At 33.7% G+C, this 9157-nt stretch carries 7 protein-coding genes, 3 tRNA genes, 2 pseudogenes and 1 other annotated feature; of the genes and pseudogenes, 11 read left to right on the top strand and 1 reads right to left on the bottom strand.

Annotation, left to right across the window (positions count from 1 at the left end):
* The first annotated feature begins 45 nt into the window (after positions 1–45).
* From M663_RS0102390 to M663_RS0102370, 5 genes are all read left to right on the top strand, one after another.
* Positions 46–121 (top strand) — tRNA-Phe (locus tag M663_RS0102390).
* Between the two features lie 4 nt (positions 122–125).
* A tRNA-Gly gene (locus M663_RS0102385) sits at positions 126–201 on the top strand.
* A 4-nt stretch (positions 202–205) separates the two neighbouring features.
* Positions 206–280: transfer RNA gene (locus M663_RS0102380), tRNA-Cys, on the top strand.
* 110 nt (positions 281–390) lie between these two features.
* Entirely contained in the window at positions 391–726 is a 336-nt protein-coding gene (locus M663_RS0102375) for a thioredoxin family protein (RefSeq protein WP_003870175.1), read from the top strand.
* A 122-nt stretch (positions 727–848) separates the two neighbouring features.
* Entirely contained in the window at positions 849–1781 is a 933-nt protein-coding gene (locus tag M663_RS0102370; protein ID WP_009052584.1) for a response regulator, read from the top strand.
* Here M663_RS0102370 and M663_RS15820 read toward each other — a convergent pair.
* Positions 1758–1960: pseudogene (locus M663_RS15820) on the bottom strand (hypothetical protein). The gene M663_RS0102370 and the pseudogene M663_RS15820 overlap by 24 nt on opposite strands.
* Before the next feature lie 156 nt (positions 1961–2116).
* On the opposite strand from M663_RS15820, the gene M663_RS0102360 reads away from it, so the two are divergent.
* From M663_RS0102360 to M663_RS0102335, 6 genes and pseudogenes are all read left to right on the top strand, one after another.
* Positions 2117–2851: a DUF6873 family GME fold protein gene (locus M663_RS0102360; RefSeq protein WP_029687817.1), complete on the top strand. Its 735-nt coding sequence runs from the start codon at positions 2117–2119 to the stop codon at positions 2849–2851.
* Positions 2852–2906: 55 nt separating this feature from the next.
* On the top strand, positions 2907–3785 hold the full coding sequence (ytxC, locus tag M663_RS0102355) for a putative sporulation protein YtxC (RefSeq protein WP_029687816.1): 879 nt from the start codon (positions 2907–2909) through the stop codon (positions 3783–3785).
* A gap of 84 nt (positions 3786–3869) precedes the next feature.
* Positions 3870–4468: pseudogene (locus M663_RS14455) on the top strand (DUF445 family protein).
* 52 nt (positions 4469–4520) lie between these two features.
* Positions 4521–4712 (top strand) — a binding site (T-box leader).
* Between the two features lie 53 nt (positions 4713–4765).
* On the top strand, positions 4766–6670 hold the full coding sequence (gene thrS / locus M663_RS0102345; RefSeq protein WP_029687814.1) for a threonine--tRNA ligase: 1905 nt from the start codon (positions 4766–4768) through the stop codon (positions 6668–6670).
* Between the two features lie 93 nt (positions 6671–6763).
* Positions 6764–8005, top strand: a complete 1242-nt coding sequence (locus tag M663_RS0102340) for an MFS transporter (RefSeq protein ID WP_029687813.1) — start codon at positions 6764–6766, stop codon at positions 8003–8005.
* A gap of 11 nt (positions 8006–8016) precedes the next feature.
* On the top strand, positions 8017–9069 hold the full coding sequence (locus M663_RS0102335; protein ID WP_012269167.1) for a chorismate synthase: 1053 nt from the start codon (positions 8017–8019) through the stop codon (positions 9067–9069).
* Positions 9070–9157: the final 88 nt, after the last annotated feature.

The raw sequence follows: 9157 nt of genomic DNA, 5'->3' as shown, positions 1-9157 counted from the left end.
ACGCTGGAGGTCGAGGGTTCAAGTCCCTTTTGGGTCGCCAGTTATGCCTCGATAGCTCAGTTGGTAGAGCAAGGGACTGAAAATCCCTGTGTCAGTGGTTCGATTCCACTTCGAGGCACCATTATGCGGACATAGCTCAGTTGGTAGAGCATCACCTTGCCAAGGTGAGGGTCGCGAGTTCGAGTCTCGTTGTCCGCTCCAATATGGCGACATAGCCAAGTGGTAAGGCAGAGGTCTGCAAAACCTTTATTCCCCGGTTCGAATCCGGGTGTCGCCTCCATAAAAATATGAAACTTTAGTGAATCAGGTTATGAAAAAGCCCTAGAAGGGGCTTATATTTTTTAATTTTAAAATCTAATCGTTTGTAGTCTTTTGGATAGGAGGGAAATTATGGATAAAATTAACGACATAGAAAATATAGAACAAATTATAAAGGAAAATGATATGGTATTTCTTTATTTTTCTACACAAGATTGCGGAATATGTACATCATTACTTCCTAAACTTGAAGAAATGCTAGTAAACTATCCAAAAATAAAAAGTTTTCACATTCCTATTGATGAGATTCCGCTGGCTTCTGGTAAGTTTTCTGTTTTTACTGTTCCTACTGTAATAGTTTATGTGGATGGAAAAGAGGCAATAAGAGAGGCTCGTTTTATAAGTATGGACACATTGGAAGAAAAAATTTCAAAATATTACTCTCTTTTCTTTGAAGAAACTGCATAAAATTTTATGTAAAATTTTTTCATTTTTAATTTAAATTTAATTTGCTAAAGTAGTAGTTTTTTTGCCAAAATTTTTATATAATATTATGGGGTTGTTAAATGTTTTTTTGTGGAGGAAGCATTGTGAAGGGGAGAAACATTCTTATTGTCGATGATAACAAACTTACAAGGAAAATTTTGAAAGATATTTTAGAAAATGCTGGGTATGGGGTGCTAGAGGCTAAAGATGGAGAAGAGGCTTTACAAATATACAAGAATAAACTACCTGATATGGTAATATTAGATATAGTTATGCCAGGCATGACTGGCTTTGACCTTTTAAGAATTTTGAGGAAAGAAGAAGAAAATTTGATGCTTCCTATAATACTTTTGACTTCACAGGACAATTTTGAAGAAAAAATTAAAGGGTTGGAATTGGGTGCAGATGATTATTTAGTGAAACCTTTTAATGACAAAGAACTTCTGTTTAAAGTCAATAATTTGTTTCAGCGGATAGAACACAACAGAATGGCCAACCCTCTTACTGGTCTTAGAGGAAATATTGACATTAAAGAAGAAATAAAAAGGCGAATTAAAGAAAACAAGCCTTATGCCATTTTGTATATTGATTTGGACAATTTTAAGTCTTATAATGATTACTATGGTTTTCTAAGAGGAGATAATGTAATAAAACTTACAGCCAAAATTTTATCAGATGCTGTAAATCTGATTGGAAATGAAAGAGATTTTTTGGGACACATAGGTGGAGATGATTTTGTGATAATTACTACTCCTGATAAAGCTGAAGAGATGTGTAAGTATATAATTTCTCGCTTTGATGAGGAAATAAAGTATTTATATGACGATGAAGATAGAAAACGGGGTTACATAGAGACAATTGGTAGGACTGGCGAAAAGATGATGTTTCCACTGGTATCAATTTCTATTGCTATTGTCACAAATGAATTTAGAGATTTTAAAAATGATTTGGAAATAAGTGCAGTAGCTGCTGAATTGAAAAAGAAATTAAAGACAATGGATGGAAGTTGTTATTTAAAAGATAGAAGAAAAGGTTAAGGGCATACAACAGTATGCCCTACAGTTTGTTGACAAAGTTAAAAAATATTCAAAGGAGATATTTTGCATCGTTGCTCCGATGTTCCAAAGCGACAAAACTAAACTCGACCTTCAGGTTCCGGCAGGGTACCGGGCACAATCGGCATCCATGCCTTAAGGTGCCCGCCTTCGCCATCCATGGCTTCGGCCCTGCCTCCACCCTCGGTCTTGTTAAGTTTTGTTACCGCTTTGTAACAAGTCGCTCCTTATGCAAAATATCTCCTTTACGAAAGTTTGTCTACAGTCTGAAGGGCATACAACAGTATGCCCTATCTTTGTATAAAAGAGGTGAAAAAATGTTTAATCCTTTTGTTCCCCATGGCAATTTTAAATGGGTTGTAATTGATGGAAGAGAGAAGGAAATTGGAGATAGTTTGTTTAAGTTAGGAATAAAAGTCTTATATACAGAAAAATGTGCAGATTTATACGATGCTATTTCTTTCCATCCCGATATACTTTTGCATCCGTTAGGAGAGGGAGAAATTATAGTAGCCCCCAATGTGACACCAGAGTTTATACGCAAATTGAAATTAATAGGTTTAAAAGTAAAAATAGGACAGACTTTTTTGAAACGTAACTATCCATATGATATCGCATATAATGTAGCAAGATTGGGAAACACAGCTTTTCACAATTTGAAGTACACAGATCCTGTTTTAAGAGAGTCCTTAGAAAGAAAAGGTGTCAAGTTTTTAAATGTAAAGCAAGGTTATACAAAATGCAATATGGCAATCATAGATGATAATAGTTTTATAACTTCAGACAAAGGAATATTTGAGGTAGCAGTTAATAATGGTTTTGAAGCGCTTTTGATAGAACCCGGAGGTGTTTTTTTAAAGGGTTTTGAATACGGATTTATTGGCGGTGCAATGGGACTTATAGGAGAGAAAAAATTAGCAGTAACTGGTGTATTCAATTCACATAAAAATTATGAAAAAATTATTGAATTTTTAAATAAAAAAGGAATTGAAATTGTTTATCTTACTTTTAAACAAATAAAAGACATTGGTTCCATCATTCCACTGATTTAAAACAGATAAAAATGATAAAAAGACACATATACTATTAACGAAGGGAGTGAGAAAATTGCAACTATTTTCCATAGGTGTTTCAAAGGATTTAAAACTAGATGGAGAAAATTTAAAACATGGCTTAAAAAATTTAGCTGAAAATGGTATAAAGATTGCGATAAATTCTAATGTGTGTGGCTCAGTTACCTATTATAGCTTAAAAGTGGAGGATAAACAAGGCTTTAGCAATGTTGCGAGAATAAGAAATTATATAGCGGAAGCTATTTCAGATATAATTGTTAACCAAATTGACAAACGGATAATAAAAAAATTAATCAATAAATATTACTATTATTTTTCAGAAGATGAAAAGGAGGAAATAGAAAAAATCGCTTACAATATTTTAGAAGATGATGTGAATAAAGAGACATTTAAATTAGCAAAAAAAGAGCAAATTTTTGTATTGGTAAGAGATTTTTTAAAAGAGAGTGATTATATAGACTTAGAAGGGTTTGTGAACTTTAGACTGAGGGATTTTATTGGTGAACTTAGCGAAGTAACAGACAAAGCTGTTGATGAATTTTTAATGAAAAAAGAGTACAACGAGTTTATAGGTTTACTTAAATACTTCGTCGAATTACAGGATTCAAAAATTGAAATATTGAATATCATTGTCGATAAAAATGGCGAATTTAAACTTTATGATGAAAATAACAAACCAATATCTAATGATTTTATTAATGAAATAGTTGCTGAATTAAAAGATGGTGTTATAAGTGATGAAGATGCTTTGATGAGCACGCTTATAACCATTGCTCCTAAAAAAATATTTTTTCATTCTATTAACAATATGAGAGATAATGAAATTCTAGAAACGGTTAAAAAAGTTTTTAATGACAAAGTAGAAATTTGCTATGGCTGTGAATTGTGTTCAAAGATTAAATGTGAAAAATAGCCCAGCTTTTAAAGCTGGGTTTTAAAATTCGTCAAAATCTGATATTATTATATTTGTGATTTTTTAAAATTTAGAGGTGGTGGAATGCAATTTTTAACAAGGATGCTATTTTTAGCTTTTGTAGGAGCGGCTATTGGATGGCTTACGAATTTTGTCGCCGTTAAAATGCTATTTAAGCCTTTGAAACCTGTAAAAATTTTCGGTATTACATTACAAGGACTTATCCCTAAAAGAAAATATGAAATTGCTAAATCAATAGGTGAAATTGTGGAAAGGGAATTGTTATCTTTTAATGATTTATGGGATAGGCTTTTAACAGAAGAAAATCGCAAGTTTCTATTATCGAATTTGGACTTAAAAGTTAAAGAAGTTACAGAAAATAAGCTTCCTTCTTTTCTACCTAAGGCTATAAAAGAGATGATATCAAACTACATTGGTGATATTATAAATAGAGAAGTAGAAGTATTTTTGAATTTTCCTCCTAATGAAGTGGTGGAGATTATTTCAAAAAAACTTAAAATATCAGAAATTGTAGAGGAAAAAATAAAAAGCTTCAAATTAGAAAAATTGGAAGAGGTGGTGATAAAAATTGCTCACAGTGAACTTTATATGATAGAGATTATGGGGGAGTTTTAGGGTTTCTAATAGGAGTATTGCAAGCAATTGTGATACAATTTTTATAAGTTATTATTGACAAATGTCCGAGAGGAAGATATAATGATTAAAAAATTAAATATTAAAGCAATGAGGGGGAAAGTAGATATTTAAAGAACATCACAGAGATTGAATGACATAGGCTGAGATCATTCAAATGTTCTGAATATCGAAGACCACCCCGGAGCTGCGGATGATGAATCCGAACGGTTATTCCGATATAATACCAGAGTATAAAAAAGAGTGGAACCGCAGATAACCTCTGCCTCTTTACGGGGTAAGAGGTTTTTTATTTAAATAAAAAATTTTACAAAGGAGGTAATTGAATGATTATAATATTAAAGGATGGCACACAAAAAGAATTTGAAAAGGGTATGACAGTTTATGAAATAGCTAAAAGTATAAGTGAAAGATTAGCAAAAGAAGCCGTTGGTGGAAAGTTTAATGGCAAAGTAGTGGAACTTAATACAAAAATTGAGGAGGACGGAAAATTAGAAATTTTGACTTTTGATGATGAAGAAGGAAAAAAGATTTATTGGCACACTTCTTCCCATATTTTAGCACAAGCTGTAAAAAGGCTTTTTAAAGATGTGAAATTGGCAATTGGTCCGGCTATAGACAATGGCTTTTACTATGACTTCGACACAGATAGGCCTTTTACTACAGAAGACTTTGAAGCTATAGAGCAGGAAATGAATAAAATTATAAAAGAAGATTATAAGTTGGAAAGGTTTGTCCTTCCAAAAGATGAAGCAATAAAATTAATGGAGGAAAAAGGTGAACCTTATAAAGCGGAGCTAATTGAAAAAATACCAGAAGGGGAGGAAATTTCTTTTTACAAGCAAGGAGAATTTACTGACCTTTGCGCAGGACCTCACCTTATGTCAACAGGTATGGTAAAGACTGTTAAATTGTTGTCAGTTGCTGGCGCCTACTGGAAAGGCGACGAAAAAAATAAAATGCTTCAAAGAATATATGGAATAAGCTTTCCTAAAAAAAGCATGTTAGATGAATATTTACATATGTTAGAGGAAGCTAAAAAGAGAGACCATAGAAAATTAGGGAAAGAGTTAGATTTGTTTAGTATCCACCCTGAAGGACCAGGTTTTCCATTTTTCCATCCTAAGGGAATGATTATAAGAAACATTTTAGAAGATTTTTGGCGAAAAGAACATATAAAGCATGGTTATCAGGAAATAAAAACTCCTATAATTTTGAATGAAGAATTATGGCGAAGGTCTGGGCATTGGGATCACTATAAAGAGAATATGTATTTCACTGAAATAGATGGAGAGACTTATGCAATAAAGCCTATGAATTGCCCTGGAGCAATGCTTGTTTACAAGTCTACAATGCACAGTTACAGGGATTTGCCTTTGAGACTTTGTGAATTGGGTTTAGTGCATAGACATGAACTCTCAGGAGTTTTGCATGGGCTTATGAGAGTAAGAAGTTTTACTCAGGATGATGCTCACTTGTTTATGACTCCTGAGCAGGTGGAAGATGAAATTTTAGGGGTTATAAATTTAGTGGATTATTTCTATAAAATTTTTGGCTTTGAGTATTTTGTTGAATTGTCTACACGTCCTGAAAATTCTATGGGGTCTGATGAAGACTGGGAATTGGCTACAAATGCTTTGATTTCTGCTTTAAACCGCGTGAATTTACCATATAAAGTTAATGAGGGGGATGGTGCATTTTACGGACCCAAAATAGATTTTCATTTAAAAGACAGCATAGGTCGTACGTGGCAATGTGGAACTATCCAATTAGATTTCCAGATGCCTGAAAGGTTTGAACTGGAGTATATAGGCCCAGATGGAGAAAAACACAGACCTATAATGTTGCACAGGGTAATTTACGGAAGTATAGAAAGATTTATTGGAATTCTTACTGAACATTTTGCAGGGGCTTTTCCAACTTGGCTGGCGCCAGTACAAGTTAGAGTTTTGCCTATATCTGATAAACACTATGCTTATGCCCAAAATGTATACGGGCGTCTGTTGGAAAATGACATAAGAGCTGAATTAGACGACAGAAATGAAAAAATAGGATACAAAATACGAGAGGCACAACTTCAAAAGATTCCTTATATGTTGATTGTAGGTGATAAAGAAGTAGAACAAGGGACAGTATCTTTAAGGTCAAGAAAAGAAGGGGATCTAGGCGCCATTTCCTTAAATGAGTTTATAGAAAAAATTCTTAAAGAAATTGCCACAAAAGCTTTATAAAATCAAAATGCTCCTTTTAAGGGGCATTTTGATTTGAAAGAATTTAAAAAACGTGGTAATCTAAAATTAAAATATTAATTTTGAGGGAGATGTATGAAAAAGAAGTTAGAAGTTTACAAGCATTTGAGATATAACATAAAAATGAATATGATAAATGGCCTTGCATGGGCTATAGGCTTTAATATGGTTAACCCTTTTATTGGAATATATGCCATAAAATTGGGAGCCGATGACTTTCAGGTGTCTCTTTTAAACTCTCTTCCTGCCCTTATGGTGGTAATTGGAGTAATTCCTGTAACTTATTTGATTAATAGCTTAAAGGATGTTCATAAATTTGCTTATACAGTACTGTATATTGCACGAACTTTTTATTTTTTGCTTGCTCTTGCTCCGTTTTTTAATAAAGAGATTCAACCGTGGGTGGTAGTCGTGTTGGTGGGAGTAATGAATTTACCTTCTATGGCAGTTGGTATGTGCTGGCAGTCTTTTATGAGTGAATTGATTCCTCCAGAATATAGAAGTAAAGTTTTCGCTGACAGAAATTTTTGGACGACAATTGTGGCAACAATTACAGTTTTGGTAACAGGATGGTTGCTTGATGAAATAGTTTTCCCTATTAATTATCAAGTAATATTTACTGTTGCATTTATTTTCGGATTAATAGAATCTTATTATTTTTCAAGGTTTCATGTGGTAAAAAGAGATTTGGATGAAGCCAAGCCCGGAAGTTTTTACGAAGCTTTTAGAAACATGTTTGAGTCTAAGAAATTCATATATTTTAATGTAACTTCTTTTATATATTATTTTGCATGGATGATGGCTTGGCCCATCTTTACCATATATAAGGTAAATTTTTTGCATGCTAACAATGCATGGATGAGTATATTTACTATTGTTTCCTCTATTGGGTCTATTTTAGCTTTTTATAAATGGGCTGACCTGTCCAACAAAAGGGGAAACGGATTTGCTGTTGCATTAAGTGCATTGCTTCTAGGATTTATTCCACTCATGTGGGCTACAGCTAAAAATCTTTATGTTGGCGCTGTTTTTGATTTTTTAGGGGGTATAGCTGTAGGAGGTTATAACATGTTGCTCTTAAATTGGCTATTAGAGCTTTTACCTCCTACTTCAGAAAAAATGAGCTACATCGCCGTGTTTACATTAATTACTCAAATTTCCGCTTTTATTGCTCCTATGTTTGGAATGTGGCTTTATACACAAATGGGTTATGTAGCTTTTATGATTTTAACAGGTATTGCACGAATAGTAGTGAGTATTTTGTACTTTTTAGTAGCTAATTATGAAGATGAGATTAAAAAAGTTGAAACAAAGTAAGGAGGAAAAGTATGAGGTATATTACTGCAGGTGAATCCCATGGAGAAGCATTAATTGCTGTTATTGAAGGTCTTCCTTCAAATCTTTTGATAGATGAAGAGTTTATAAATAAAGAACTTAAAAGAAGGCAAGGGGGGTATGGAAGAGGAGGAAGAATGGCAATTGAGGAAGATAAAGTTCATGTATTAAGTGGTATAAGAAACGGTAAAACTATTGGCTCACCTTTAACTTTAGAGATTATAAATAAGGATTATGAAAACTGGAAGAATAAAAAGACGCCTGAAGTGACAAGGCCTAGACCGGGTCATGCGGACCTTGCAGGAGCAATAAAGTACAATCAGAGAGATTTGAGAAATATTTTGGAACGTTCAAGTGCGAGAGAGACGGCTGCAAGAGTGGCGGTGGGAAGTGTAGCGAAATTACTCCTCAAAGAGTTAGATATATATGTGAAAAGCAAGGTTTTGGAAATAGGTGGTGTAAAGGCAGAAGAAAAGTGGAGAAGGACAATTGATGAAGCTAAATCAAAAGGAGATACCTTAGGAGGTATAATAGAGATAGTAATAGAGGGTGTGCCTGTTGGATTAGGAAGTCATGTGCAATGGGACAGAAAATTAGATGCGCTTTTAGCCTATCATGTCATGAGTGTGCAGGCGATTAAGGCTGTAGAAATAGGCTTGGGCTTTGAAGCAGCAAGAAAACCTGGCTCTTTAGTCCACGATGAAATATATTATGACGAAGAAAGAGGATTTTATAGGAAGACCAACAATGCAGGAGGAATTGAAGGTGGAATTTCAAATGGAAGTCCTATAGTTATAAAAGCTGCTATGAAGCCAATTCCTACTCTTTTAAAACCCCTTACTTCTATTGACATAAATACTAAAGAGGAAGTAAAAGCTGCTTATGAGCGTTCAGATGTGACTGCTGTTGAAGCTGCTGCCTGTGTTTTAGAAGCAGTTTGTGCTTGGGTGATTGCTGATGAATGCCTTAAAAAATTTGGCGGTGATTCAATTGAGGAACTAAAGAAAAATTATGATGCATATTTAGTATATGTAAAAAATTTTTAAATCTCCAAAATGGAGGTTATTTGACTAAAAGATTAGCAAAGGCAATCTAAAGCTAATTGCGATGTTTGAAACCGAAGTAACAACAATG

Origin of the sequence: Thermoanaerobacter sp. A7A, assembly GCF_000445185.1 — a bacterium.
In the GTDB taxonomy this organism is placed as follows: Bacteria; Bacillota; Thermoanaerobacteria; order Thermoanaerobacterales; family Thermoanaerobacteraceae; genus Thermoanaerobacter.
Note: the sequence above shows the minus strand (reverse complement) of the source record. Positions and strands in the feature narration are given on the sequence as shown.